The sequence below is a fragment of the Streptomyces sp. NPDC030840 genome, assembly GCF_055572015.1.
This window is the reverse complement of sequence record NZ_JBVIEE010000026.1, coordinates 104,385-129,951: the sequence shown is the minus strand read 5'-3', so window position 1 is coordinate 129,951 and position 25,567 is coordinate 104,385. Positions and strand designations below refer to the sequence as shown.

Genomic DNA, 25,567 nt, shown 5'->3' with positions numbered 1-25,567 from the left:
TCCGTACGTCTCTTTCCGGTCACCCCGAGCAGGCCGTGCGCTCCGCCTCCCGCCACTCGCAGACCGGGCACAGGGTGACGCCCTTGTACGACTCCGGGTACTCGGTCGGCTCCCGGCACAGCACGCACTCGGCGTAGGGCGGGCCGTCGGCCCGGGGCGGGTGGGTGTCCTCCGCCCTGATCGTGCAGTAGTCGCTGTCGCTCATGTGGCCAGCGTAGGCCGGGTGGGGCGGCACGTTCACAGCTCCCGCTGGTCCAGGGGCCGGGTCGCCGGGCCCTGCACGACCTTGCCGTCGATGTCGAAGCGGGAACCGTGGCAGGGGCACTCCCAGGTGTGCTCGGCGGAGTTGAAGGCGACGAGGCAGCCGAGGTGGGTGCAGCGGGCGGACAGGGTGTGGAGGGTGCCGTTGTCGTCGCGGTGGACGGCGTAGTGCTTCCCGTGGGCGCGGACGACGCCTCCCTCGCCCCGCCCGATCTCGTCCACGGACGTGACGTGGCGGATCCGGTCGGCCACGAAGTGCCGTACGACGTTGGCCTGGTGGCGCAGGAACGCGGGTGCCTCGCGCACCGTCGAGCGCAGGCGGCGGGGGTCGTACAGCTCCGCCCACGGCGGCCGGTCACCGGTGATGAGGCCGGCGAGGAGCCGGCCCGCCATGATGCCCCCGCTGATGCCCCAGCCACCGAAGCCGGTGGCCACGTACGCGTGCCGGGCGCCCGGGTGCAGGAGGCCGACGAGTGGCACGGTGTCGGTGGAGTCGTTGTCCTGTGTGGCCCAGCCATGGGTCAGGTCGACGCCGGGGAAGCGCTCGCGGGCCCAGCCGGAGATCCGCTCGAAGCGTTCCGCCGGGTCGCCGGTGCCGGGGGTGAAGGACTCGCCGGTGACGAGGAGGAGCCGTTTGCCGTCCTCGCCGTGGGGCGCGGTGCGCACGGAACGGAGACCCTCGTCCGGCGTGATGTACATGCCGCCGGGGTCCTGGCCGGCGTCGATCGTCCCGGCCACCACGAGCTCGCGGCGCGGGGCGAGCCGGGTGAAGAGGAGGGCCCGGTCGAAGACGGGGTAGTGGGTGGCGACGACGACGTCACGCGCGGTCACGCTCGCGCCGCCCTCGGTCGTGACGCGGCAGGGCTCGCCCTCCTCCAGAGCGACGGCGGGTGTGTGCTCGAAGAGCAGCCCGCCGTGCCGGGTGAGGTCGTCGACGAGGGCGAGGAGGTACTTCCGGGGATGGAACTGGGCCTGCCCGGTGACGCGCACGGCCCCCTCGACGGGATACGGCAGCCCCGTCGCCGTCCCGGTCACGTACTCGGCGGGCAGCCCGGCCTCCCGTGCCGCCTCCGCCTCGGTACGGACGTCCTCCACGCGCTCGGGGCTCTGCGCGTACGTGTACGCGCTCCTGCGCTCCCAGTCGCAGTCCGCGCCCAGGTCGTCGATGATCTCCCCGGCCCGGTCGACGGCCTCGGCCTGCGAGCGCGCGTACAGCCGGGCTCCCTCGGCGCCGCGGGTCCGGAGCAGCTTTCCGTACACGAGTGTGTGCAGGGCGCTCACCTTGGCGGAGCTGCGGCCGGTGACGCCACCGACGATCCGCCCGGCCTCCAGTACGGCCACGGTTCGTCCGCTGCGGGCGAGCTCCCAGGCGGTGCTGATGCCGGCGATGCCCGCGCCCATGACGGCCACGTCGACGGTGAGGTCCTCGTCCAGGGGCGGGTACGCCTTCGTCGGTGCGGTTTCCATCCAGTACGAACCCCGTGTCTCGTCCATGGGGGCCGAGTACCCAGGTGCCGCCGGGCAACCGGGTGGGGCGTCTCGTCTGCCGGGTTCCTGTCGGTGGCCGGGTGCGGGTGTGGGTGCGTTGTGGTTTCGTCACGCCCACGCGGCGGAGCCGCATACTCGACACAGCCCCGCGCCCCTCAAGGGCGCGGGTCGGATTCAGCGCCACGGGCCCGTCACCGCGAACGTCGTGCCCGGGGTGTAGCAGTTGACGTACATCGTGCGGCCGTCCGGGGAGAAGGTGACGCCGGCGAACTCGCCCCACTCCGGTTTCTCGGGGGTGCCGATGTTCTGGGCGTTGCGGGCCATGGCGTAGACCTCGCCGCGGCGGGTCACGCCGTAGACGTGCTGGGCTCCGTCGCCGTCCTCGCAGACCATCAGGCCGCCGCTGGGGGCGAGGCAGATGTTGTCGGGGGACTCGCCCGGGAGCTGGACGTCCGTGTCCGGGCCGAAGACGATCACCAGGGTGAGACGGCGCCCGGCCGGGTCGTAGCGCCAGATCTGGCCGTAGTGGTCCGCGGCCGAGCCCTCCGCGCTGCGCGCGAAGGACGAGACGAAGTACACGCTCGTACCGCCCCAGTAGCAGCCCTCCAGCTTCTGCGCGTGCGTGATGCCCTTCGGACCGAAGTCCTGCAGACGGATGGGGGTCCGTACGGCGAGCGGGTCGGGGACGTCCACCCATTCGACGCCGTCGAAGGTCGCTCCGGTCTCCTGGATCGAGGAGAGGTCGGGCACGCCGGGTACGCGCATCGCCTGGAGACGGCCACCCGCGCGCAGGGAGCCGAGCCCGCCCCGCGGCTTGTCGGGGAGGAACCGGTAGAAGAGGCCGAAGGGCCTCTCGAAGGCGTCCTCGGTCTCGTAGACGATGCCGCGGCGCGGGTCGACGGCGATCGCCTCGTGCTGGAAGCGGCCCATCGCGGTGAGCGGTACGGCGCCGCTGCGGTGCGGGTCGGCGGGGTCGACCTCGAAGATGAAGCCGTGGTCCTTGGTGTAGCCGTTCGTGCCCGCCTTGTCCTCGGTTTCCTCGCAGGTCAGCCAGGTGCCCCAGGGGGTGGGACCGCCCGCGCAGTTGACGGCGGTACCGGCGATCGCGACGCGCTCCCCGACGACGGCACCCCGCCGGTCGAGCGTCAGAGCCGTGCAGCCGCCCTTGCCCATCGGGTCGTACGTCAGGCCCTCGACCGTCGGGACGCCGATCCGGCCGGTGACGCGGTTCTCGTGGTTGCGGACCAGATGGACCTGGCCGTGTCCGCCGGCGAAGGCGGCCATGCCGTCGTGGTTGCTGGGCACCTTGCCCTCGCCGGAGCGGAGCGGGTCGCCCTCGCGGGACAGGACCCGGTAGCGGAATCCCTTCGGCAGGTCGAGCAGACCGTCCGGGTCGGGGATCAGCGGGCCGTAACCGGAGTGGCCGAGGCCGCTCTGCGCGGCGGCCGTGCCCGCGAAGAGTTCGGAGAGGGCACCGGTGAACGCGATGCCCGCTCCCAGAGCACCGGAGCGGGCCATCAGCTGACGTCGTGTCACTGACATGAGGGGACCTTCCTGCTGGCGGACAGGATGTGACCCGCCTGTGTGTATCACGCGGCTCCGGTCCCGTGAACCACGCGCGTAGAAGCTGTCACTCCGCTCTCGGTGGTGTCACTCCGTCAGCCTCGGGCCGCAGGGGGGTGACCTCGGGCGGCGGTGCGGCGGCGGGTCGTACCTCCGGCGGCCTGCCGTCGGACGACTGCGCCTCGGGCGGCTGCTCCTGGTGTGCCCGCTCCAGGAACCGCAGCAGTTCCACGGGGAAGGGCAGGACGAGCGTGGAGTTCTTCTCGGCCGCGACCGCGACCACGGTCTGCAGCAGGCGGAGCTGGAGCGCGGAGGGCGTGTCGGCCATCTGCTGGGCCGCCTCGGCGAGCTTCCTCGACGCCTGGAGCTCCGCGTCCGCGTTGATGATGCGGGCCCGCCGCTCACGGTCCGCCTCGGCCTGCCGGGCCATCGAACGCTTCATGGACTCCGGCAGCGAAACGTCCTTGATCTCGACACGGTCGACCTGGACGCCCCAGCCCACGGCCGGGCTGTCGATCATCAGCTCCAGTCCCTGGTTGAGCTTCTCGCGGTTCGACAGCAGATCGTCGAGGTCGCTCTTGCCGATGATCGAGCGGAGGGAGGTCTGGGCCATCTGGCTGACGGCGAAGCGGTAGTCCTCGACGTTGATCACGGCGCTGACCGCGTCGGCCACCTTGAAGTAGACGACCGCGTCGACCCGGACGGTCACGTTGTCCCGGGTGATGCCCTCCTGCGCGGGCACCGGCAGCGTCACGATCTGCATGTTGACCTTGTGCAGCCGGTCGACGCCGGGAACCACCAGGGTGAAACCGGGTGTACGGGGCTGTCCGAGGAGCCGTCCGAGCCGGAGCACCACGCCGCGCTCGTACTGCTTGACGACCCGTGCGGCCGCCGCGAGGTACAGAGCTCCGGCGGACCCCACCGCGACGGCCGCGGTCACCAGTGCCTCGATCATGACGACCCCCTTTCGGCGCCGTCGTTCAGTGTGCGGTCGTGTTTGCCGCTTATGCCACGATATGCCCGAGGGGGTGGTTTCTACACCGCCGTGGCGGCTTGGGTCTGTGGGGCCCCCACACAGAACCCGGCAGACGAGACGCCCAAAGCGACGGGGCTGTCGGTGGCGCACCCAGCGTCACCGACAGCCCCGTCCCCAAAAAAGGACCTACAGGCTCACCGTCTCCGGCGTCACCCTCACCGGCTCCGTGTCCGGCGCGCTGTGGCGCTCGGCCCAGTTCTCCAGGGCCGTGCGGCAGGCGTGGTCGAGGTGGTGGAGACCGGAGAGGTCCACCTCGATCGGGCGGTCCTGGGGCAGGGCCTCCAGGCTGTCGAGGATCTTCGGCAGGCGCAGGAAGGTCGCGTTGCCCGACAGGTACGCCTGGATGGGCCCGGCGCCCTTGTCGATGACCTCCAGCTTGACGTGCGAGGCCTCCCACGCGGTCTTGACGACCGAGAGGGCGAGGCCGATGAGGACGCCCTCGAACATGTTCACCGCGACGATCGACACGGCGGTGACGACGAGGATCAGCGCCTCACCGCGGTGCGCCCGCCACAGCCCGGCGATCCCCTGGAAGGGGATCAGCTTCCAGCCCGCGTGGACGAGGATGCCCGCGAGGGCCGGGATCGGGATGAGCGCCAGCGTGGACGGCAGCAGCGCGGCGAAGAGCAGCAGCCAGACGCCGTGCATCACACGGGAGGCCTTCGTCTTCGCACCCGCGGCGACGTTGGCCGAGCTGCGCACGATCACCGCGGTCATCGGCAGCGCGCCGAGCGCACCGCACACCGCGTTGCCCGCGCCCTGGGCCATCAGTTCCTTGTCGTACTCGGTGCGCGGCCCGTCGTGGAGACGGTCCACGGCCGCGGCGCTGAACAGCGACTCGGCGGACGCGATCAGCGTGAACGCGATGATCGTGCCGAGGATGCTCACGTTCGCCAGCTCGCCGAAGGCGTCGAAGCCGGGCGGCTGGATGGAGTCCAGCAGACCCTTCACCTCCACGGTGGCGACCGGAAGGCTGAAGGCGAGGGAGGCGAGGGTGGCCAGCAGTACCGCGGCGAGAGCGCCGGGCACCGTCTGCGCCTTCTTCGGCAGCCGCTTCCACAGCACCATCACGGCGATGGTGCCGGCGCCGATCGCGAGCGAGGTCAGCGCCGCGGTGCTGCCGAGGGCCTCCACGGCCGCGCCGGGCAGCCCGGCGATCTTGCCGATACCGGAGGCGGGGGCCTTCAGCCCGGCCGCCGCGTACAGCTGGCCCGCGATGATGACGAGGCCGATGCCGGCCAGCATGCCCTCGACGACGGACACGGATATCGCCCGGAACCAGCGGCCCAGCTTCAGGGCGCCCATGGCGAGCTGGAGCAGACCGGCGGCCAGCACGATGACGCCGAGCGCGGGCAGCCCGAACTCGTCGACGGCCTCGAAGACCAGCACGGTCAGACCGGCGGCGGGACCGGACACCTGGAGGCTGCTGCCCCGCATGAGGCCGGTGACGATACCGCCCACGATGCCGGTGACGAGTCCGAGCTCCGCCGGGACGCCGGAGGCGACGGCGACGCCCACGCACAGCGGGAGGGCGACGAGGAAGACGACGAGCGAGGCGGCGAAGTCCTGCCTCAGGTAGGGGAACTTGGTCAGCACAGTCGTTCCCCCGCTCACAGGGACTCGAACGAGTCGGTGTGAGCGCGGTGTTCGCGCACGGCCCCGGTGTGCACCTCGTAGTACCAGCCCCGCAGGCGGAGCTGTCCCGCCGTCAGACGCTGTTCGACGCACGGGTAGGACCGCAGGCGCAGCAGCTGCGTCAGGACGTGGTTCTGCACGGCCTCCGCGACCGTGGGGTCGGCCGGGTCGTCGCACTTGGGCTCGTCCGCGGCGTGCGAGAGCCATCCCTGCACGGCGGGCACGGCGGCCAGGTCGTCGCCGCGCACCAGCGCGCCGACCGCACCGCAGTGCGAGTGACCGCAGACCACGATGTCCTGCACACCGAGGACCTCCACGGCGTACTCGATGGTGGCCGCCTCGCCGGTGGGACGGTCGGAGCCGTAGGGGGGCACGATGTTGCCGGCGGTGCGCAGTTCGAAGAGCTCGCCCGGCCGGGCACCCGTGATCAGGGCGGGGACGACCCGGGAGTCGGAGCAGGTGATGAACAGGACTTGGGGGGACTGGCCTTCGGCCAGCCTGGCGAACTCCTCAGGGCGCTGTCCGAACGTGCGGGCGTTGTCGATGAGGGGCTGCATGATGTGGTGACTCCTCCTGGCGCGCCACGGCGGCGCGTCGGGCTGACAAGACAGAGTGTGGGGGGAGGGACTCTGCTGCTCAGCAGCGGAAGACCTGGAGTGCGGCCGGGGTGTGGGCCGTCCGCGGTCTCGCCGCACTGTGGTGTGGCGGGACATGTGCGACGGGCTCGTGGGCGGACGCCGGATCCTCCGCGCGCAGCGGCCGCTCGGGTGCCTGGGGCACCGGCGCGGCCGTGCGGGGCCGGTCGTTCCTGGGCAGGGGCACGATCGGGCCCCTGGAGCCCTCGCACTCGCGGTGGGTGACGACCTCGTCGCGCAGAGACTTACCCGTGAGTACATTTCCGGGCGCGGCCTCGATCTTCGCGTCCCGCCCGTTGTGCGCGGATGCGAAGGGGGTCGTCAGAGTGGAGAAAGGGAGGCAGAGCAGGACGACGGCGATGAGCATCATTGCGCTCCGAACCGTCTTACCTTGCAACATGTGCCTCCCCCCGGATAGTTGGCGGTCTTTTCGGCGCGTCAACAGTTGGTCAACGGCGGGTCAAGAGGAACGTTAACCCGGCGAAGTTGTTTGCAGGGTTAACTTAACGTTTCCTGCTGAAGAGAGCCTGAAAAGCGAGGCAATCATGGCTTGAACTAGCCCTTGACCTCACGGAGTTCAGCACGTAGGCGACCTGAGGGCAGCGCGCGGCAGGGCGTGGCGTGGCGCGATGTTGGCGTGAAGTGGGTGTGAGGCGGGCCGTGGTGCCCGGTGAGCGCTCGGCGGCCGGCCGCCCGGTTCGGACCTCGACGGCGCTTTGGTCGCCGGGTTCAGTGTTCGACGAGCCCCTTGGCGGCCGGGCTCAGTGTTCGACGAGCCCCTTGGCGTCGCGGGCGAGCGCGGTCAGGCGGGAGATGGCCCGGAAGTACTTCTTGCGGTAGCCGCCGTTCAGCATCTCCTCGCTGAACAGCTGGTCGAAGGGCAGTCCGGAGGCGAGGACCGGCACCTCACGGTCGTACAGCCGGTCGGCGAGCACGACGAGCCGCAGGGCGGTCGACTGGTCGGGCACGGGCCGCACGTCGGTGAGGCACACGGCCTTCAGGTCGTCCGTGAGGGCGCCGTAGCGGCTCGGGTGGACGCGCGCCAGGTGGTCGAGGAGCTGCGGGAACGCGTCGAGCGAGGCACCCGCGGTGGCGTAGGCGGCCTTGGCGACCTGCTCCTCGGAGTACGGCGCCGGGGCCTCGGGCAGCCCGCGGTGGCGGTAGTCCTCGCCGTCGATGCGCAGGGTGCGGAAGTGCGCCGACAGCCCCTGGATCTCGCGCAGGAAATCGGCCGCGGCGAACCGGCCCTCACCGAGCTTGCCCGGCAGGGTGTTCGACGTGGCGGCGAGCGCGACACCCGCGTCGACGAGCTTGCCGAGCAGGGTCGAGACCAGCACGGTGTCGCCCGGGTCGTCCAGCTCGAACTCGTCGATGCACAGCAGACGGTGTCCGGACAGGGTCTGGACCGTCTTCTGGAAGCCGAGCGCGCCGACCAGGTTCGTCAGCTCCACGAACGTGCCGAAGGCCTTCAGGGCCGGCTCGGCCGGGGTCGCGTGCCAGAGGGAGGCCAGCAGGTGCGTCTTGCCCACGCCGTAGCCGCCGTCGAGGTAGACGCCGCGCGGACCGGTGGGGAGCTTCTTGGCGGCCTTGCCGAAGCCGAGGAGCCGCCGCACGCCGCCCGAGCCGCCCTCGGGCGCGCCGCCGAGCCCCGCCGCGAAGCCGCTCAGTACCCGGACGGCCTCCGTCTGGCTGGGCTGGTGCGGGTCCGGGATGTACGTGTCGAAGCGCACCGAGTCGAAGCGGGGCGGCGGCACCATCTCGGCGACCAGCCGGTCCGCGGGGACGTGCGGCTCACGGGCGCACAGGGACAGCGGGGCCGCTTCGGGTATGCGGCCAGTTCCGGACACGGCTGTGGTGAACGACGACACGGTTACCGAGTCTAAGGGCCGTGCCACACTGCACGACATGCGACGCCTGTTCCCTGTGACCGAAGAGACAGCGACCCGACGGCTCTCCGGCGCGTCCGGCGGGGGCACGGACGCGGACCAGGACGCGGCCGCCGAGCAGGACTGGAGCCTCGACGAGCTGGCCGAGGCGTACGCCTATCCACCGGCGTCCCCGGGCGCCCCCGAGCCCTGGCTGCGCGCCAACATGGTCTCCACCCTCGACGGGGCCGCCCAGCACGACGGACGCTCCCAGCCCATCTCCAGCGCGGCCGACATGCGGATCTTCGGCACGCTGCGCGGTCTGGCGGACGTGGTGCTCGTGGGCGCCGAGACGGTACGCCAGGAGGGCTACCGGCCCGCCCGCGCGCGTGAGGCCTTCGCGGCGCGCAGGGAGGCCGCCGGGCAGGCGCCCGCGCCCGCCGTCGCCGTGGTCAGCGCGAGCCTGGACCTGGACTTCTCGCTCCCCCTGTTCACCTCGCCCCTGGTCCCCACGCTCCTGCTGACCGGCGCCGCGGCGGCCCCCGACCGGGTGGCCACCGCCGAGAAGGCCGGCGTCCGGGTCGTGATCGCCGGGGACGGCATGGGGGTGGAGCCCGCCCGGGCGGTACGCGCCCTCGCCGACCTGGGGCACACCCGGCTGCTCACCGAGGGCGGGCCGCGGCTGCTCGGCCAGCTGGTGGCGGCCGACGTGCTGGACGAGCTGTGTCTCACGGTCGCCCCGATGCTGACGGCCGGGGACGCGCAGCGCATCGCCGGGGGCCCCTCCGTCGCCGTACCGAAGCGTTTCGAACTCGCGTCCCTCCTGGAGGAGGCCGGGTTCCTGTTCAGTCGTTACCGTCGAACCTGAGGGGCTGCGGGCGGCGTGCCGTTCCGTTTCGGTTCCGCTGGGCACACTGGACACCCGAGTCCCCGTCCCAGAAGGAGAAGGGCGCCTGTCGTGTTCACGAGCGTATTGATGATCGAGAAGGCCCTGACGTCCGCCGACGTGGAGTTCGTCACCACGCTGCACGGCGACGAGGCCGTCTCCTTCCATGTTCTGCTCCAGCCCCGCGGCGACCAGGCGGACCGCCTGCTGAGGGCCATCGACGACCTCGCCCTCGGCGAGCTGGACGAGGCCGCCCGTGAGCGGGAGACCCCCGAGGGGGACGAGGCACGGGAGCCCGGGCAGCGGGCCCTGGAGGTGTCCCTGCGGGCCCTGCGCGGGGCGGGGCAGGGGGCGGAGGGGCGGCTGATCGAGGACCATCCGCTGGACGCGTTGAAGTCGCTGGTCGACGAGGTGGGGGCCGACGAGGTCATCGTGCTGACAGATCCCCACTACGTGGAGGAGTTCTTCCACCGGGACTGGGCGTCCCGGGCACGGCACAAGGTGGGGGTGCCGGTGCTGAAGCTGTTCTCGCACAGCAAGGCGTAGCCGCTCCGCTTGAGTGGGCGGTTGGCGCCGTTGGGGTGCCTCTTTGTTGTCGGGTGCGGGTTTGTCGTGGCTGGTCGCGCAGTTCCCCGGCCCCTGACGTGGGTGCGTGCGGCCCTGGGCATGTCAGTGCGCCATTGCGTACGCAATAGGCTTGGGGCGCGCCCCCACCGCAGGGCGCGCCCATCGTCGTACGCACCCCTGGGAGAAACTCGCATGGCACCCGGACTTCCCTCCGCCATGGGCCGGCCGCACTTCATCGGGATCGGCGGGGCCGGGATGTCGGGGATCGCGAAGATCCTCGCGCAGCGCGGGGCGAAGGTCGCGGGCAGCGACGCCAAGGAGTCCGCGACCGCCGAGGCACTGCGCGCGCTCGGGGTGACCGTGCACATCGGGCACGCGGCGGAGCACCTGGCCGACGACGCGAGCTGTGTGGTCGTGTCCTCGGCGATCCGCGCCGACAACCCGGAGCTGGCCCGCGCGGCCGAGCTGGGCATCCCCGTGGTGCACCGTTCGGACGCGCTGGCGGCCCTGATGGAGGGCCTGCGGCCGATCGCGGTGGCGGGCACCCACGGCAAGACCACCACGACCTCGATGCTGGCCGTGTCGCTGGGCGAGCTGGGCCTGCGGCCGTCGTACGCGATCGGCGGCGACCTCGACGCCCCCGGATCCAACGCCCTGCACGGTGAGGGTGAGATCTTCGTCGCCGAGGCGGACGAATCGGACCGCAGCTTCCACAAGTACGCGCCCGAGGTCGCCATCGTCCTCAACGTCGAGCTCGACCACCACGCCAACTACGCCTCCATGGACGAGATCTACGAGTCCTTCGAGACGTTCGCCGGCCGGATCGTGCCCGGCGGCACGCTGGTGGTCTCGGCGGACCACGAGGGTGCGCGGGAGCTGACGCGGCGACTCGCCGGCACGGTGAGGACCGTGACGTACGGGGAGGCCGAGGACGCCGACGTGCGGGTCCTGTCGATCGTCCCGCAGGGGCTGAAGAGCCAGGTCACCGCGGTCCTGGACGGCGTGGAGCTCACCTTCGCGGTCTCCGTCCCCGGGCGTCACTACGCCCTCAACGCGGTGGCCGCGCTGGCGGCGGGCGCGGCCCTCGGTGTCCCGGCCGCGGAACTCGCCCCGGCACTGGCCGCGTACACGGGCGTCAAGCGCCGCCTGCAGCTGAAGGGCGAGGCCGCGGGCGTCCAGGTCATCGACTCCTACGCCCACCACCCCACGGAGATGACAGCGGACCTGGAGGCGATGCGCGGGGCCGCCGGCGAGGCCCGCATCGTGGTGCTGTTCCAGCCGCATCTGTTCTCCCGCACCCAGGAGCTGGGCCAGGAGATGGGCCAGGCCCTTGCCCTGGCGGACGCCTCCGTGGTCCTGGACATCTACCCGGCCCGCGAGGACCCGATCCCCGGCGTGACCAGCGAGCTGATCATCGAGGCGGCGCGGGCCGCGGGCGCGGACGTCACGGCGGTCCACGACAAGGACGCGGCGCCGTCGGTGGTCGCGGGAATGGCGAAGGCGGGTGATCTCGTTCTCACCATGGGCGCGGGTGACGTCACGGACCTGGGCCCGCTGATCCTGGACCACCTGGCGAAGTGAGGGGTTGAGCTTCATGTCGTACGACGTCGAGAAGCCGGACGAGCAGTGGCGTGCGGAGCTGACCCCGGCCGAGTACGCGGTCCTGCGCCAGGCCGGCACGGAGCCGGCCTTCACCGGTGAGTACACCGACACCAAGACCAAGGGCGTCTACTCCTGCCGTGCCTGCGGCGCCGAACTCTTCACCTCCGAGACCAAGTTCGCGTCCCACTGCGGCTGGCCCAGCTTCTACGACCCGAAGGACTCGGACGCCGTGGAGCTGCTGGAGGACCGCTCCCACGGCATGGTGCGCACGGAGGTCCGGTGCGCCCGCTGCGGGTCGCATCTCGGACACGTCTTCGAGGGCGAGGGTTATCCGACGCCGACTGATCAGCGTTACTGCATCAACTCGGTCTCGCTGCGGCTGACGCCCGACGCGGACTGACACCGGCTCGCACCCGACCGGACGCCCGGCTGGAACCGATACCACCCCGCACGGCCCTCGCGTTCGCCGGCCGTGGTGTGTCGTGTGCCCGCTGTGGTCACTGGGGCGAACGTCGATCAGGCGTGCGGCCATGGGGCGCGGTCCGGCGTCCCATGGCGTACATCCCCTACGCGCCTTGCCGCCACCGACCCCCTGGGATATGCGGATGTTGTGTCCATCGCATAGTCCCTTTGATGCGCGATGTGGCCTAATTGGGGCGGCTCGGCCAGGTGCCGCACGAAACGGCACGGAACCGAGACCGGTACGTCCTGTCCGGGGGAGACGGGACGTGGGGGAAGTACCGGAGCGCGGGGGGTTCCATGGTCAGTACCGCAGTGCCGGAGCCTGGGCCGACCGGCCGGAATCCTGGCGGGCTGGCCGCGGAGTTGCGCGAACTCGCCACCGACCCACGCGTGGCCGTCCACCGGGTGGCACTCGAGGAACTCGCCGAGGGGATCCTGACGCCAGGTGACCTGGCCCGGTGGGCAGGTACCGATCTGGTCGCCGCGTACGCGGCCGGGGACTCGTTCCTGCCCGCCGCCCCTGTGGCCAAGGCCCGGGCCGGCAGGAGCGCCGCCCTCTCCCAGGGCCGGCCCCGGGGCTTGAGGGGCCGCTTCGCGCGGGCCGCCCGTGTCCTGGCCGGATCCACCGGTGCGCTGGTGTTCGTGCCCCTCCTGGTCACCTGGGCGGGGCTCGGAGCGGCGGCCTGGGCCTACCAGAGGATGCGCGCCGAAGGGAAGGGAGACGGACAGACCTTCCTCGCGCTGTGGCAGGAGGGGTTCGCGGGTCATCTGGCGGTGCCGCTCCACTTCGACATGCTGGTCGGCTACACCGTCACCGCCCTGAGCCTCCTGGTCCTCGCGACGATCCTGCGTCACCGTCACGAACGCGCCGAGGAAGCCTCCGCCCGCGTGCTGGCGGCCCGGCTCGCCGGCGCACTCGTGCAGGTCCAGGGTCTCGCGGCGGAGGCGGCCCACGCCACCCCCCAGCGTTTCGGAGAGGAACTGCGGGGCGCGGCACAGAACCTGCGCTCGCTGGGGAAACTCGCCGACAGGGCACAGCGGGAGACCAACGGCCTGATCGCCGAGGCACGCGCGACCTCGTCGCTCACCCAGGCCGCGGCCGAGGCCCTCGGGCAGGGCATGCGCGAGTTGCAGTCCGCCGCCGAGTCCGTGGCCCGGTCCACGGACAGCGTGTCCCAGGCGGCGGCAGAGGCCCATCGCGGGGCCCAGGTGCTCTCCGGCGAAGTCGGCAAGGTGCTCGACGGTATGGGCCACGGCGTACGGCAGGCGGCGGGCAACGCGGCCGAACGGCTGGCGGAAGCGGCGGCCGAGGCGGTGCGCCGTATCTCGCAGGCGGCAGAGGCGGCCGCGGAGCGCGAGGAGACGGCGGCGTCGCGGAGCGCCGAACTGCTCGACCGCACCGCCCGGACGATGGACGGCACGTTCGGTTCCGCGCGGGCCTCGCTGGAATCGGCGGCGGGTGAACTGGCCTCGGCGGTTCAGCGGCTCGACGGCAGCGTCGCGGGGCTGCCCGCGGCGTTGGAGGTCTCCGCGGCGGACGGCGCGGAGCGGATCGGGTGGGCGTACGACCAGGCCGTCGTGGCCCTCGCGGCGACCCTGCGCGAGGACGTGCGGGCGGCGTCCGCCGAACTGGTCGCCCACGTCGCGCAGTTGCGGGAGCTCGGCCGACTGCGCGAGGAAGCCGCGCAGGCCGCCGACCGGGGCCGGGCGCACACCGAGGGCGAACTGCGCCACGCCACCGAGGAGTTCCGGGTCACCATGGGCCAGGTGGCGGGCCTGGTCCACGACGCGGCGGACCGGCTCACCCGGTCACTGCCGGCGCCGGTGGGCGCGGCTGGGGCGGCGCCCCCCGTGTTCGCCAACGGTTTCGACCGCACGGAACGACGGCCGGTGAGCACGGACGCACCCCACCACGCGGCAGGCGACGACGGCGAGGACCACGGGGACCCGAGGAAGCAGGGGAGCCCCGGGGGACACGAGGATCGCGCGGACCACGGGGAATCCGAGGAAGGCGACGAACACCGGGAAACCGCCAGGCCGGTCCCGTCTCCGGACACGCGTTCGGCGAGCGGTGCGGCCGGCGGCGGAGAACCGGAGGACGCCCCCGTGGCCGTGGCCGTGGCAGGTGACAGCGGCCCGGCGGTCGACCCGCCCGACAGCCCGGGGGAAGCGGTCGAGGCCCCCGGTGAAACGGTGCCGGAGGGCGCGCGGTCCGGGTCCGACGTGCCGGGGCGGGCGGAGCGGTGACGAGCCGGCGGCCCGGAGTGGGCATGACGCAAGGGGCCGGCTGGCTCTTCGCCGATCTCCTGCTCGTCGTCGTGCTGATCGTGCTGGGGAGCCAGTGGAACTCACCGGCCGGCAAGGGCGACGAGGCCGATGCGCCGGGGCCCTCCACCTCGGCGCCCGGCGTCGTCGCCACCACCCCCGCGGCACAGCCGGGCCTCGACCCGGACAGCGAGGAGTTCGACGTGTCCCTCGACGCCGTGGCGCTGGTGGCCGGAAAGGCGCCGGCCGTGCGGGCCCTGCGCGCACAGGTCGAGAAGGGCATCGAGAAGTACCCGGGCAGGACGGCGGCCCTGGTGATCGTCTGGGGCACGGCGGGCTCCTGCCGCACCTGCCCCGTCACGGACCAGGCCAGCCGCACCTACGCGCACGCCGTCGCCACCCGGCTGACCGGAGTCGCGCCCGGCTTCTTCCCGCCGTACGACGAGGACATCATCCGCAGCTACCGGAACACCAGTTCGGATCGGAAGCCGGGGACGGCCACCATCGAGCTGTTCTTCCTGCGCACCCGACCTGCCTGAACGCCCCATCAGCCCCGGCTCCTGTCGCCGGTCGTGCCGTCGGAACCCCGTCTCCGCCGTCCGGCCGTACCCGCTCACGCTACGAGGAGGACGACCTCTTGACTTCAGCACACGGCCTGGCCGGTCTGCGCCGGTTCGCCGACGAGACGCGCACCATGCTGCAGCGTCAGGAGATACCCGGAACACCCGACTCCCACGAGACCTACACCGCCGTCGTGCGGCTGCTCAGGGAACTCCAGGACCGGGTGGACAAACCCGTCACCTTCGGAGTGGTCGGTGAGTTCACTGTCGGCAAGTCGCTGCTGCTGGGCTCCCTGCTGGGCCGGCCCGACCTGCTGCCGGTCGAGGAACGCAAGTCCACGGGCAACATCACCGTCCTGCGGCTGCGCCAGGCCCCGGCCGACGGGGACGCCCCCGCGGACACGGAGACGGCCGGGGCGGCGTCGGACACGCCGGGAGCGACCCGGGCCGGCCCGATGGCCGAGGTCCACTACCTGAGCGAGGAGCGGCTGGGAGCGTGCGTCCGCTTCATCATGGACGAACTCGCGCGCGGCATGGACAAGGAGCACAAGGTGCTCGGCGCGGGCCACGTCCTCGGCGGCTACGACCCGTTCACCGATCCCCGCGGCTGGGGACCGTTCGACCAGTGGGTCAGCTGTCTGTGGCCGCCGACCGGCCCGGACGCGCCCAAGCCGGTGGTCGACCCGATCCAGATCTCGGCCACCCACGTGGCCGCGGCCACGGAACTGTGCCGCATCCGTGACGCCTACCTGAGCCAGAACGGCCTGCTGGGATCGGTACGGCACGTCAGCTCCAAACTCGTGCGCGAGGCACTCGACCACGGCACCGAGGAGCGGATCCCCAAGAGCCGGCCCCGGCCCCGGATCGAGCCCTTCGGCGCCGCGGAGGTGGAGACGCAGAAGGAGGCGCTCGCCCGCAGCTTCATGCTCATCGAGCGGGTGGTGTTCGACGTGTACGTCGCGCCGGACCACTGGGACCTGCACCAGTTGCTGGACGACCACCCCCTGCAGTTCCTCGACTTCCCCGGGCTCGGCGGGGCGGGCTCCTACGGACGGGACACCCACCTCAGCCGCAGTGAACTCGCCGAGGTGCACACCATCCTGGTCGTGCTGGAGGCCCGCAGGCCGGGCCGGCGGGGGGTCGAGGACCTCTGGGGAATGCTCGTCCAGGACGGACGCACTCCCCAGGCGCTGTCCCAGGCCGCGCTGGTCGCCGCCAACATGTTCGACAGGGTGCTGGTGCCGACCCTGCCGGACGTCTCGCTGCCCAAGGACGAACTGCTGCAGCGCAGCGACGCCCTCAACGGCATCCACGTGCACGCCGACAAGTTCGTCAAGGGCCGGGAGAGCGCGGTCGTACTCACCTCCTCGGTGGCCGCGATCCGGCGCTACGGGCTGCCGTACGCCGACCTGTCGCAGAAGACCAGGGACGAGATCGAGGACGCCCTGCACAAACTGGACCAGGGCGAACAACCCCGCTGGGAGAGCACCGCGGCCCGCTTCGAGGAGGCCGACCCGAACGGCCCGTGGGCGCGGCGGCTGCGCGACGCCGACGAGGACGGGGGCATCCGGGCCCTGCACCGGCTGGTCGAACGGCATCTCAGGGCGAACGGCGTCGCCCAGAAGCTGGAGCGTGCCGAGGCGTCCCGGGGCAAGCTGTGGCAGGCGCTGCTCGCCCTGCAGTACCAGGTACGGCAGGAGCTGTCCGGCGCCGAACCGGGCGCGGCCGAGTACGACGAGCTGAACGCGAGGCTGCGGGACTACAGGTTCCTGCTGGACGCGCTGCTGGCACGGCTCCAGGACCTGCGGGGCCCGCACGGGCCGGCCCGGGAGACCACTCCCGGCACGGAACCGACGTACCCGGACGGGCTCCCCGGCACGCTTCCCTCCGCGGTCCTCACGCTTCCGCCCCCGCCCGCACTGACCTCGGCGGCGGACGAGGTCAGACGCGAGGTGTACGAGTGGACCGAGTGGAAGCAGCTGCTGAGGCGTGCCCGCAGTGACAAGAAGGGCCTGGTCACCAAGAGCAGGAACCCCGCGTCCGCCGAGTCGGTCCTCAAACCGATGCCGGGACAGACCGCGGCGCCCGCGGTGACCGACTCCTCGGCCGACCACTCCAGCGCCTACATCACCAAGTTCGCCGCCCTGGTCACCGGCCGCGCGGAGAAGGACGTCGAGCATCTGGACGAGTGGCTCGAGAACTGGCAGCAGGCATGGTCGGACGCCTTCGCGGACCTGCGGGCCTGGTTCGAGGAGCCGGCCACCATGCCCCTGCTCCGGGAGGCCTTCCTCACCCACCTCGGGGACCCCGCCCAGGTCGACCACCGGCTGTCGCTGCTGTGGACCGCGCTGGACCCCCGGTACGTGGTGAGCGGACTGGGCCGGCAGCACGAGGCCCTCCCCGAGGGCGAGGAGGACCTGGCGGCCCGGTTCCCGTTGCAGCCCGACCACGCGCTGCCCTGGCACCACCTCATGCCGGACCTCGACCCGATGACGGAGAGCCAGGAGCGCCACCCCCTGATCGTGACGCAGTTGCGGCAGTACGTGGCGGACGCGGCGGCCGCCATGGTCACCTCGCGGCTCAACCGGCTTCTCACCCCACGCCTGGACGCCCTCATCGCCTACTACGAGGAGGCGGCCCGGCTCCTGCCCGCCGAGGACGACCTGCGTCCCCCGCGCCGGCCCCTCGACCCCGGGGACCCGCGCGACGACGGCGACGACGACCAGGGGCCCGCCGCCGGCACCGCCCCGGACGGCCCGGACGGCCCGGACGGTTCCGGGGGCCACGGCCGCCAGCCCATCGACGAACTGATCAGCGACTGGAGGAACGCCTGATGGCCGCCCCGCACCTGACGTTCCGTGCTCCCGACTCCGCCACCGTGCCCGACGGGCACGTCGCGGTCACGGGGCACCGGTCCTTCTGCCTCTACGAGCACGAGGGCCGCTATCCGCTGCCGGTCGTCACGCTCAGCCCGGACCACGAGCCCGGCAGCTCCTACCTCAGGGTCCAGCTGCCCGGACGGCTGAGGGTGTACAGCACCGCCGGCACCGAGCTGCCGCCCGGGCTCGCCAGGGCGCTGCAGGTGGCCTGGTCCTCCGACGGTGACGCCAGCCGGCCCGTGATCGGCGATCTCGACCTGGTGCGGGAGGCGGCGATCGAGACCGTGCTGGTCCACCTCGCCCCCCGGCCCCGCGACGCCGCTCCGCGCGCCTACGGCGAGTCGCTGTTCGTCGATGTGTTCTGGGAGGTCGACGTCCAGGGACCCGAAGGGCACACCACCGTCGGCAGCAGCGTCATGCTCGAGTTCGCCGCGCCGGGCGTGGCACCGGAGTCGGCGCCGATGGGTGAACCGGAGCCGGAGTACCTCCCGCTGCGTCCACCGTCGGCCGACCACTTCCACGAGTTCGTGGTCGTCGACTTCGGCACCACCGCCTCGACCGTCACCCTGCACAGCGAGGGCAAGGTGGAGCGGCACCGGATCGACCAGGACCAGTGCGCCACGCTGGGGAGGTTCCTGACCGAGCTGATCGCGGCCGGCACCGAAGGGGCGCCAGGTGCCGCCGGTCCCGGGCCGTTCCGGGACGTTCCCGCCGAGTGGCGGGACGCCGTCCTGCCCCTGCTCGACCGGAAGGTGACACTCCGCGGTGCCACCGAGGAGACGATGACCGGCCGTGAGGCCCTGGCCCTGGTGGACGAGGGCAACGAGGACGCCGTCTCGGCGCTCCAACTGGAGGTGGAGCAGGAGTTCTCCACGGGCAGCAGGGAACTGCGCGCCTGGCTGGCGCCCCTGCTGCACGCCGGCTACACCCGGACGACGGAGACACCGGCGCTCGGACTGCACGGACTGCGCCCGGTGCCGTTCGTGGGCGAGAACAGCCGGACGACGTTCGCCCCGCCCAGCTCGCTGGTGGAGGTCGAGGGCGCGGGCGGCGAGGAGGAGGCCGCTCTCCCGGAGAACCGCGCGTTCCAGCTCGGGGGCGGACCCACGGCGATCACCGGACTCAAGCGTCTGGTGACCCGGGTGAAGGTGCCGCCGGTACCGGGCAGCGACCTGTCCGCGATCCATCTGACCCAGCATCTGTACCTGCGGCTGGTCGAGGCCGCCGAACGGCTCACGGCGGACAAGTCCCGTCCCGGCAGCACCGTGCAGACCGTGATCGTCACCTACCCGACGACGGCCCTGCCCGAGGTACGGCAGCGGCTCGGCGAACTGGTCGGGAAGGCACTCGGCGCGCCCCTGGTCATCACCGCCTACGACGAGGGCCTCGCCGCCGGACTGTTCTTCGTCATGCGGGAGCTGGCGGGCAACCAGAACCTCGGCCTCGAGGCCCTGCGCGCCCGGTCGCGCAGGGTGACCCGGACCCTCCCACCGGACCCGGGGACCGGACAGAGCCGCACCCTGCCGGTGTCGCCGCCGACCTGGCAGCGCACCATGCTGGTCATCGACATCGGTGGCGGCACCACGGACATCGCGCTGCTGCAGCTGGACCTGATCGACACCACGCCCGAGCTCCCCGACGAGGAGCGGACGGTCTCGGGGCGCCGCTACCGGCTGGAGCCGCTGCTGCTCGCCTCCACCGGCCACGAACAGCTGGGCGGTGACCTGCTGACCCTCCAGGTCTTCTACTGGCTGAAGGCGGTGCTGATCGACGCGCTGCGCGACGACGCAGAGGACGACGGGGAGGCCGGACCCGGTCCCGCGCGGCGCACCCTGGCCGCACAGGTGGCCGACCAGGCCGCCCGCTGCCTGGAGACGATCGTCCACCCGGACGTCAAGGAGACGCTGGACAGCTATCTGCCGACGGCCTGGGACACCTCGCTGCCGGACCACGAACAGACCAAGGAGCGTGACCGCTTCCGCGATCTGTGGCGGCTGGCCGAGGAGAAGAAGCAGGCGCTCGGTGCGGACGGCGAACGCACCGTGGTGCTGGAACCCCACGAGGTCGCCACGATCGTCCAGGGCCCCCCGGAACGGCTGCGTACCCCGTCCAGGGCGATCCCCCTGGACTCCGCGCAGTTCGAGAAGCTGATGCTGCCGGTCCTCCAGCGGGCCGCCGAGATGGGTGCCGATCTGGTCCGTACGACGTTCGAACGCCAGCGGCAGAACAACGAGGAGGCCGCGAAGGAAGGCGGGGAGACCGGCCCGGAACCCGTGCTCGACCAGGTGGTGCTCTCCGGCCGGACCAGCAGCATGAAACTCGTGGGCAGCACGGTGACCGACGTGCTGTCACGGGCCGACTCGGGGACCCGGCTGAAGTTCGGCTGGGTGCCGACGGCCCTGTCCATCGAGACCGAGTACGCGAAGCAGGCGACGTCCCTCGGCGCGGCCTGGGCACACAACGTGCGCAACCGGTGGCGCGTGGGTGAGACGGTGCGCGGCAACGGCCGGGCCGCCCACCAGCGCATGACCGATCTCGACATCGAGACGCGCGGACTGTTCTCCAGCCTGCCCTGCGACCTCGGGCCCCTGGCCGCGGCGAAGCGCCCCGTGGTGCTGCTGCGGGCCGGCGAGCCGTTCGTGGAGCTGGACGAACGGGGCACGCTCGGGGTCAGGTCCCCCCGGTGGAACCTGCTGCCGAGGCAGGTCGAGCTGCACCGGATCACCTCCGCCTCGCGGTCCATCCAGTGGGGAACCTTCGATCTGGCGCTCGCGGCGCGACGCGAGCGCATCGACCTGTCGAAGCCCGTCTGGCATCCGCAGCGCGAGGACGGTGTGCGGTACCTCATCGAGGTGGACCAGGAGCTGAGGCCGCAGATCCTGCTCTGCAACGGCGATCCGCACTACTACGTGGACGGAACCCGCCCCCACCTGAGGCTCGCCGAACTCATCGACGGCGCCTTCTTCGACGCCGACCTGGGGCGCTGCCGGCTGCCCGGGCGTCTGTGCGTCACCACGGAGAGCGGCGGGCTCGCCGAGGTGTTCCCCCAGCCTCCGCCCGGCGGTGAGGACGACTACTTCGACCAGTCCTTCCACCCCGACGCGGACACCACCCAGCGCCCGGTTCCGGGCCGGATCGCGTTCCTTCCGGTGCCGCCCATCGGAGGGCAGTACGAGTTCCATCTGGACAATGGCGACGGCAACCCCAGGCGGCTCGACGTCCTGAGCGTGCCCGACGCCGCCACCCACGGCCGTCAGCGTCGCCACACCGCGACGCTGGACGCCCGCGGTCATCTGTCCGTCTACCGGGGGGAGGTGCCGTTCGCCCCCGCGCTGAACCTGCGCGACGTCGAACGCGAGGCCGGCCGCGTGCACCGGCGGGCGATGGACAGGGGCCGCCCCGACTTCATCGACGAGTGGAACCCCTTCACCGGAGCGCACTGATGAGCGAGATTCCTCCGCCCGCGGCGGCACCGCCCACCCTCGAAGAGGCGGTGTCCGGTTTCGAGGCCACGGTACGGGCCCTGCTGGCCCACGACTCGCGGTGCCGTGACGTCTTCATCGAGGCGCTCAAGGACTTCCACCGCGCCCTCGGCGCCAGCCCGGCGTACGACGCCAGGTTCGCCGGGGACCCGACGGACACACCCCGCTGGCATCTGGATTCGGCCGCCCTCACGCTGGGCTGGCTCATCCACAAGCTGCAGGAGGAACCACGGGCCGCCGCCCCACCGGCCGGGGAGCCGGAGGCGGCCGCCCTCCCCGTGCAGGAGGCGGTGACGGTCACCGACGCCTCCGAGGAAGGCACCGACGGTACGGGGGACCCACCGGCAGACACGGAGCGGACGGACCTGAAGGGGGAATCGACGGAGGACCGGACGGAGGACCCGAGGGAGGACCCGACGGAGGACCCGACGGAGGTGACGGACGACGCGGAGGGCCCCGGACACGGCGAAGAGGTCCGGCACACCGCCGGGAAGGCCGCCGGGCGCGGAGGCGGGGAAGCCGTGCCGTCCTCCGCGGACCGGCTGGTCGGGGCGCTGGCCGGGATCCACGCCGAGCTGATGAAGATCCCTCAGCTGGACTCGCCCATCGACGCCCTCGTCCCGAGGGGCGAGTCGAGCACACCGCCGCCGGCCACGGCGCACGACTACTGGCGCCAGTCGTACATGGCCCTGCTCCGGCTCCCGGACAGACAACGGCGCGAGTGGCACCTGAAGCTGACGGACGCCGCGCGCGGAGGCGGCGGCGCGGTCCACGTCCCGCGGGAAGACGCGCTCGACGATCCCGAGGTGCTCGTGCCCGAGCTGCCCGGTCACCACATCGAAGTGCGGCTCAGCCTCCGGCCGGAGCCCGAGAAGCCCCTGCCGTCCCGCATGGAGGACTACATCACCGAGGCCGCGGGACTGCGGGGCGCGTCGGCCGGTGCGGACCGCCGCTGGTGGGCGCTGCGGGCCCACCACGCGCTGAGGCTGGTCGGCCTGGACCCGTCGCTGGTGTTCCGCTGGAAGGGCTTCACCTACGCCGGGAGCGACGACTACTTCCGGAAGACACTGTGCGAGCACCTGTCCCTCTGGGCGACTTCCGCCGGCGCGCAGCTGGACGCCCGGAACAGGTTCAGGATGCTGCACGACCTCGACGGCGTGATCGGGTCCGTCCTGCATTCCACGCCCGCGGCGCATGACAGCTGGTGGTGGCGCTGGCGGGCCGCGCCCTGGCAGGCGATGGCCGATGCCGCCAGGAGCACGGGCGTCGACTTCCCCCGGAACGTACAGACGCTGACGGGCAGGCAACTGCGGGAGCGCACCGACGAACGCATGGATGTGAAGGGCCGCGCCGGGCCCTCGGTACCGGTCCTGCAATGGGTGCTGCTGGCACCGGCCCGCACCCACGAGGGGATCGGGATCGGAGCCGTCGTCATCAAACCCGAAACGGCGCGGGGAGCACGATGACCGCCGTCCACCCGTCCGTACGCGCCCGGTGGGCCCCCGCGCTACGGCTGCTGTCCCGGACCGCCGCCGGGCGCATGGGCGGGGCGACACCGCAGCTCGCCGCCGACATGGCGGCCCTCGACGCCGAGGACGCCCCGGTGCGCCTGGGTGTGCTGCGCCCCGGCCCCGACCCCGGGGTGGTCGGGCTGCTCACCGGAGACCTGGACGCCACGGGGGCGGCGGGGCCCGCTCGGGCCGAGGTGCTGCCGCTGTGCCACGTGACGGACGGGGGCCCCGCGCGGCTGTCGATCGGTCCCGGCCAGGCAACCGTGCTGGAACGACTGGCCGGTCAGGCCCGCGACCGGGAACTGCCCCCGGCCACCCGGGCCTGGCTGCGGACCTGCCGCCGGACGGGACAGCCCTGCTTCCCCGCGCCCGGCGACGACTTCGGCGGTCCGCGGGACGCGGCCCGGGCCTGGCGGCGCGTCCAGGACCTCGCGGCGCACACCATCCGGTCCGGCGCGACCGCGACGAGCGACGCGGAGGCCGTGGAACCGCTGTTCGCCGAGCCGGTGGTGCGGCGCGGCGGGCACACCGGGCGGGCCCTGCTCGGCGACGAGCCGGGGCGCGTCGAACTGGTGGACATCCCGGCCCGGCTGCCGGGCGACGGCGCCGACGCCTCGGGCGCCGTACGGCGGTTGGCCGGCGCGTGCCACGCCGTCCTGGTGCTCTTCCCGGCGGCCGACGTGTCCACCGGCCCCGGCCCGCGAGCGCGGCACGGGCGGACGGTGCCGGACCGGAACGGCACCGTGACCTGGCTGCGTGCCTGGGCCGAGGTCCTGCGGACCTACCCGAACGGGCCCGCCACCGTGTACCTGGCCCTGTCCCGTTCACCGTCCGACGCCGTGCCGATGCCGGAACTGGCCCAGTGGCTGAGCGGGCGGCTGCCCCTCGTACTGGGTACGCCAAAGGCCCGGCCCCGGGTGTACGCACTGGCCGTGGCCGAGGCGCAGCAGGTGACGCGTGTTCTGGCCCGGCCGGAGCACGGGCCGACGGCAGTGGTGGAACAGGCGCGTGCGCATCGGGGCGCCTGCGGTCTCGAAGGGCTGGCCGACGGCGTGGCCGCGCTGGTGCGGGAACGCGTCGGAAGGCTTCCCGGGCTGACCCTTCGGCGGCTGTCCGCCGCTTTCGACGACACCCGGATGATCTGCCGCGACACGGCGCTGTCGCCGGACGGCGCGCCGTCCGACGCCACGCGGCTGTGGCACTGCCTGGAGACCCACGCGGTGGGTCTTCTCGCCACCCGCGCGGCGCGTTCCACGGACCGGCGCACCGCGGTGGCTCCGCGGCAGCCGGAGGGCCGGTCCGAACGCCCACAGGAGGAACATCCATGACCATCGTGCTCAGTGTGCTGCTCGTCCTGAGCGTGGGCGTGATCGCCCTGCTCGCCCGCAGCCGCCCGCGCAGGGGTGGGAACACCGCCCAAAGGGCCGTGACCGAGCGGGACCGTGCCCGGCGGGACCGGGCCGAGGCCCTCGCACGCCTCACCGAGTCGACGCGGCAGGCGGACACCGCCCGCACCGACGCGGACGGCGCCCGGGCCGCCGTGAACGAGGCCCGGGCGGCGGCGGACCGGGCTCGCGCGCAGGAGAACGGGGCCCGTGCGGAGGCGGCCCGGGCCCGTGAGGAGGCGGATCTGGCGCGGGCGGAGGCCGCGCGTCTGCTGGCGGAGGCGCAGGACCTGCGGGCGCGGACCGCACAGGCACAGCAGGCGGCCCGGCACGAGGCGGAGGCCGCGCGCCGGGCCCGGGAAGAGGCCGAGGAGAGCCGCAGGGAAGCGGAGGAGAGTCGCAGAGAGGCCGAGGAGAGCCGCAAGGCAGCGGAGGAGACCCGCAGGGAGGCCGAAGAGACGCGCAAGGCTTTCGAACCCATGGACGACGATCCGGACTGGGTGCAGTCCGAGCTCGACGAGATGCGGCGGCTGGCGGCGGACGGTGGCGCGCTGCCGCCGCTCGCCGAAGCCGACCAGCCGACGTGGGGCATTCCCCAGCAACTCCCGCTCAGTCCCGACGCCACGACCGACAGCGTCCTGGACGGAGCGGACCTGGGCGCGCTCGTGGTCCGGGCCGCCTCGGTGTGCGGCGACGGGCACCGCAGACGCCAGCAGCACCGCCGGGACGCGGTGCTGCTGCGGTTGCCGGTGGGCATGGGGCAGCCGACCCTGTTGAGCGCCACCGCGGCGGGCGTCCCCGACGGGGCCTGGTCCCAGTCGGCGGCGGCGCACGCGTGCCGGGCGCTGCTCGCCCAGGTGCAGAACCACGCGGCTGTTCTCGGACCGTGGCTGCACGAGGACGCCGTGGCCGACATGCCGGGTCCGGTCGCGGCGCTGCGCCTGGCGCTGAACGACGTGGGCCAGGCGATCCGGGTCGAGGCGAAGGGCCGCGGCTGGGTCTCGGACCAGGGAAAGCCCGACGACCGCGCGGTCGGTGTGGCGCTCACGGGTCTGCTGTCGCCGCTCGGCGACCGCGGGGCGCGTACCCATCTGGCGTTCGGCGTGGGTGACGGTCTCGTGCTGCGGCTGCGTGGCCGCACCTGGTCGCAGGTGTTTCCGGTCGACGAGCCGGGCTTCGACGCGGCCGAACTGCTGCCCGTCCGAGGGGCACCGGTGCGCTGGGCCGCCGTGGACACCCGGGAGGGCGACCTGCTCGCGGTGTGCACCCGGCCCACCGCCCGGCTGTTGCTGCACGAGGTGACGGGAAGCTGGTTCGCCGAACGCTGGACGGCGGGGCAGCCCCGGCTGACCTCGTTCCTGCTGCAGGTGAACGCCCGGATCCGGGCGGCCGTCGAGGACCGGACGCTCGTCTGTGTCTGGGACCACGGGTACGCCACGGAGGCGGCCCGGGCACGTTCCGCGGCGGGCGGGCAGCGGTGACTTC

Annotated in this window: 19 protein-coding genes; 11 read left to right on the top strand and 8 right to left on the bottom strand. The window is 72.7% G+C overall.

Features of this window, described 5'->3' with window-relative positions; genetic code table 11:
* Positions 1-19: 19 nt before the first annotated feature.
* The 8 genes from ACZ49J_RS38305 to zapE form a co-directional block, all read right to left on the bottom strand.
* Entirely contained in the window at positions 20-205 is a 186-nt protein-coding gene (locus ACZ49J_RS38305; protein WP_467455285.1) for a hypothetical protein, read from the bottom strand.
* 32 nt (positions 206-237) lie between these two features.
* Positions 238-1,755 (bottom strand): FAD-dependent oxidoreductase, encoded by a 1,518-nt coding sequence (locus tag ACZ49J_RS38300; RefSeq protein WP_467455286.1) that lies wholly within the window; start codon positions 1,753-1,755, stop codon positions 238-240.
* Between the two features lie 168 nt (positions 1,756-1,923).
* A complete protein-coding gene (locus ACZ49J_RS38295; RefSeq protein ID WP_467455287.1) occupies positions 1,924-3,291 on the bottom strand; it encodes a PhoX family protein in 1,368 nt (455 codons plus the stop codon).
* 88 nt (positions 3,292-3,379) lie between these two features.
* Complete coding sequence (locus tag ACZ49J_RS38290) at positions 3,380-4,267, bottom strand: slipin family protein (protein ID WP_467455288.1); 888 nt, start codon at positions 4,265-4,267, stop codon at positions 3,380-3,382.
* A 207-nt stretch (positions 4,268-4,474) separates the two neighbouring features.
* Positions 4,475-5,944: a SulP family inorganic anion transporter gene (locus ACZ49J_RS38285; protein WP_467455289.1), complete on the bottom strand. Its 1,470-nt coding sequence runs from the start codon at positions 5,942-5,944 to the stop codon at positions 4,475-4,477.
* Positions 5,945-5,958: 14 nt separating this feature from the next.
* Positions 5,959-6,540 carry a carbonic anhydrase gene (locus ACZ49J_RS38280; protein WP_467455290.1) on the bottom strand — a complete coding sequence of 194 codons (582 nt, stop codon included), beginning with the start codon at positions 6,538-6,540 and terminating at the stop codon, positions 5,959-5,961.
* Positions 6,541-6,619: 79 nt separating this feature from the next.
* Positions 6,620-7,018: a hypothetical protein gene (locus tag ACZ49J_RS38275; protein WP_467455292.1), complete on the bottom strand. Its 399-nt coding sequence runs from the start codon at positions 7,016-7,018 to the stop codon at positions 6,620-6,622.
* A 361-nt stretch (positions 7,019-7,379) separates the two neighbouring features.
* Entirely contained in the window at positions 7,380-8,525 is a 1,146-nt protein-coding gene (zapE, locus tag ACZ49J_RS38270) for a cell division protein ZapE (RefSeq protein ID WP_467455294.1), read from the bottom strand.
* On the opposite strand from zapE, the gene ACZ49J_RS38265 reads away from it, so the two are divergent.
* From ACZ49J_RS38265 to ACZ49J_RS38215, 11 genes are all read left to right on the top strand, one after another.
* Positions 8,524-9,351 (top strand): pyrimidine reductase family protein, encoded by an 828-nt coding sequence (locus tag ACZ49J_RS38265; protein ID WP_467455295.1) that lies wholly within the window; start codon positions 8,524-8,526, stop codon positions 9,349-9,351. The genes zapE and ACZ49J_RS38265 overlap by 2 nt on opposite strands.
* Before the next feature lie 90 nt (positions 9,352-9,441).
* Positions 9,442-9,915: an indole-3-glycerol phosphate synthase gene (locus tag ACZ49J_RS38260; protein ID WP_467455296.1), complete on the top strand. Its 474-nt coding sequence runs from the start codon at positions 9,442-9,444 to the stop codon at positions 9,913-9,915.
* A gap of 213 nt (positions 9,916-10,128) precedes the next feature.
* Positions 10,129-11,517 carry a UDP-N-acetylmuramate--L-alanine ligase gene (gene murC, locus ACZ49J_RS38255; RefSeq protein ID WP_467455297.1) on the top strand — a complete coding sequence of 463 codons (1,389 nt, stop codon included), beginning with the start codon at positions 10,129-10,131 and terminating at the stop codon, positions 11,515-11,517.
* 13 nt (positions 11,518-11,530) lie between these two features.
* Entirely contained in the window at positions 11,531-11,938 is a 408-nt protein-coding gene (msrB, locus tag ACZ49J_RS38250) for a peptide-methionine (R)-S-oxide reductase MsrB (protein ID WP_467455298.1), read from the top strand.
* A gap of 359 nt (positions 11,939-12,297) precedes the next feature.
* The gene (locus ACZ49J_RS38245; protein WP_467455299.1) at positions 12,298-14,247 is read left to right on the top strand and encodes a hypothetical protein; all 1,950 of its coding nucleotides are present in this window, start codon (positions 12,298-12,300) and stop codon (positions 14,245-14,247) included.
* 23 nt (positions 14,248-14,270) lie between these two features.
* Positions 14,271-14,804, top strand: a complete 534-nt coding sequence (locus ACZ49J_RS38240) for a hypothetical protein (protein ID WP_467455300.1) — start codon at positions 14,271-14,273, stop codon at positions 14,802-14,804.
* A 98-nt stretch (positions 14,805-14,902) separates the two neighbouring features.
* A complete protein-coding gene (locus ACZ49J_RS38235; protein ID WP_467455301.1) occupies positions 14,903-17,659 on the top strand; it encodes a hypothetical protein in 2,757 nt (918 codons plus the stop codon).
* Positions 17,659-21,147: a hypothetical protein gene (locus ACZ49J_RS38230; protein ID WP_467455302.1), complete on the top strand. Its 3,489-nt coding sequence runs from the start codon at positions 17,659-17,661 to the stop codon at positions 21,145-21,147. Before ACZ49J_RS38235 ends, ACZ49J_RS38230 begins: the two co-directional genes overlap by 1 nt.
* Positions 21,147-22,652 carry a hypothetical protein gene (locus tag ACZ49J_RS38225; RefSeq protein WP_467455304.1) on the top strand — a complete coding sequence of 502 codons (1,506 nt, stop codon included), beginning with the start codon at positions 21,147-21,149 and terminating at the stop codon, positions 22,650-22,652. Before ACZ49J_RS38230 ends, ACZ49J_RS38225 begins: the two co-directional genes overlap by 1 nt.
* On the top strand, positions 22,649-24,025 hold the full coding sequence (locus ACZ49J_RS38220; RefSeq protein ID WP_467455305.1) for a hypothetical protein: 1,377 nt from the start codon (positions 22,649-22,651) through the stop codon (positions 24,023-24,025). The genes ACZ49J_RS38225 and ACZ49J_RS38220 overlap by 4 nt, the downstream gene beginning before the upstream one ends.
* Positions 24,022-25,563, top strand: a complete 1,542-nt coding sequence (locus tag ACZ49J_RS38215; protein ID WP_467455306.1) for a hypothetical protein — start codon at positions 24,022-24,024, stop codon at positions 25,561-25,563. The genes ACZ49J_RS38220 and ACZ49J_RS38215 overlap by 4 nt, the downstream gene beginning before the upstream one ends.
* Positions 25,564-25,567 lie beyond the last annotated feature (4 nt).

Coding starts and splice junctions, on each gene's coding strand:
- ACZ49J_RS38305 (WP_467455285.1), bottom strand. CDS start 205: ATGAGCGACAGCGACTACTGCACGATCAGGGCGGAGGACACCCACCCG.
- ACZ49J_RS38300 (WP_467455286.1), bottom strand. CDS start 1,755: ATGGACGAGACACGGGGTTCGTACTGGATGGAAACCGCACCGACGAAG.
- ACZ49J_RS38295 (WP_467455287.1), bottom strand. CDS start 3,291: ATGTCAGTGACACGACGTCAGCTGATGGCCCGCTCCGGTGCTCTGGGA.
- ACZ49J_RS38290 (WP_467455288.1), bottom strand. CDS start 4,267: ATGATCGAGGCACTGGTGACCGCGGCCGTCGCGGTGGGGTCCGCCGGA.
- ACZ49J_RS38280 (WP_467455290.1), bottom strand. CDS start 6,540: ATGCAGCCCCTCATCGACAACGCCCGCACGTTCGGACAGCGCCCTGAG.
- ACZ49J_RS38275 (WP_467455292.1), bottom strand. CDS start 7,018: ATGTTGCAAGGTAAGACGGTTCGGAGCGCAATGATGCTCATCGCCGTC.
- ACZ49J_RS38265 (WP_467455295.1), top strand. CDS start 8,524: ATGCGACGCCTGTTCCCTGTGACCGAAGAGACAGCGACCCGACGGCTC.
- zapE (WP_467455294.1), bottom strand. CDS start 8,525: ATGTCGTGCAGTGTGGCACGGCCCTTAGACTCGGTAACCGTGTCGTCG.
- murC (WP_467455297.1), top strand. CDS start 10,129: ATGGCACCCGGACTTCCCTCCGCCATGGGCCGGCCGCACTTCATCGGG.
- msrB (WP_467455298.1), top strand. CDS start 11,531: ATGTCGTACGACGTCGAGAAGCCGGACGAGCAGTGGCGTGCGGAGCTG.
- ACZ49J_RS38245 (WP_467455299.1), top strand. CDS start 12,298: ATGGTCAGTACCGCAGTGCCGGAGCCTGGGCCGACCGGCCGGAATCCT.
- ACZ49J_RS38240 (WP_467455300.1), top strand. CDS start 14,271: ATGACGCAAGGGGCCGGCTGGCTCTTCGCCGATCTCCTGCTCGTCGTC.
- ACZ49J_RS38230 (WP_467455302.1), top strand. CDS start 17,659: ATGGCCGCCCCGCACCTGACGTTCCGTGCTCCCGACTCCGCCACCGTG.
- ACZ49J_RS38225 (WP_467455304.1), top strand. CDS start 21,147: ATGAGCGAGATTCCTCCGCCCGCGGCGGCACCGCCCACCCTCGAAGAG.
- ACZ49J_RS38220 (WP_467455305.1), top strand. CDS start 22,649: ATGACCGCCGTCCACCCGTCCGTACGCGCCCGGTGGGCCCCCGCGCTA.
- ACZ49J_RS38215 (WP_467455306.1), top strand. CDS start 24,022: ATGACCATCGTGCTCAGTGTGCTGCTCGTCCTGAGCGTGGGCGTGATC.